We start from the raw sequence: 642 nt of genomic DNA, 5'->3' as shown, positions 1-642 counted from the left end.
ATCGAGACGCCCTCGAGGGCGGCCTCGCCCACGTTCGCCCTGTCGATGTCGGTCAGTTCCAGTGCCCGGATCTGGCCGGCGTCGACCATGGCCTGCATCTTGCCGCCACCGCGCTGCAGGAAGATGTCGGGCGCGGAGTTCGAGTTGAGCGCGTTCTGCAGCTTGCCGTCGAGGTCCTCGTTCTGGACCGACTGGATCTTGATCGTGACGTCCGGGTGCAGCGCTTGGTACGCCTTCGCGGCGTCCTTCCAGTACTGCGCGCCGCGCCCTTCCATCGCGTTCGTCCAGAGGGTCACCGTGCCCCGGCCGTCGGACGAACCGCTGCCGTCGTCGCCGGCGCAGCCGGCAGCGGCGAGTGCGACGCACAAGCCGATCGCGGCAGCCGTCGCGCTGCGGGTTTTCCTCATCACCGTGGAAGCTCCCTGATCTGTCGTCAGTGATCCAACTGCTGATAGTTTGCGCAAACTAATGGGCCATCCGCGAAGCAGGAGCAAGATGTACCGCCCGAAATGAAAGCAAGGCAACCAACAGTTTTCGCAAGTTGCGCAATCGTTACTGACGCAGCAGCCGTCGTACGTGATCACGAACGGGTGCGGTGGCGGTCAGGAACGTGCTCAGCCGGGCCCCGGTCGGCCGGGGCGG

The 642-nt window shown here is 65.4% G+C and carries 1 protein-coding gene; it reads right to left on the bottom strand.

The genetic code is table 11. The features are described 5' to 3' along the window. Positions 1 to 407 (bottom strand): extracellular solute-binding protein (locus B7L92_RS34995; RefSeq protein WP_255311282.1); only part of this gene is annotated, 407 nt, incomplete at its 3' end. Between the last annotated feature and the right edge of the window lie 235 nt (positions 408 to 642).

It is taken from the genome of Streptomyces viridosporus (genome assembly GCF_002078235.1).
Lineage (GTDB): Bacteria > Actinomycetota > Actinomycetes > Streptomycetales > Streptomycetaceae > Streptomyces > Streptomyces viridosporus.
This window is presented reverse-complemented; position numbering and strand designations above follow the sequence as displayed.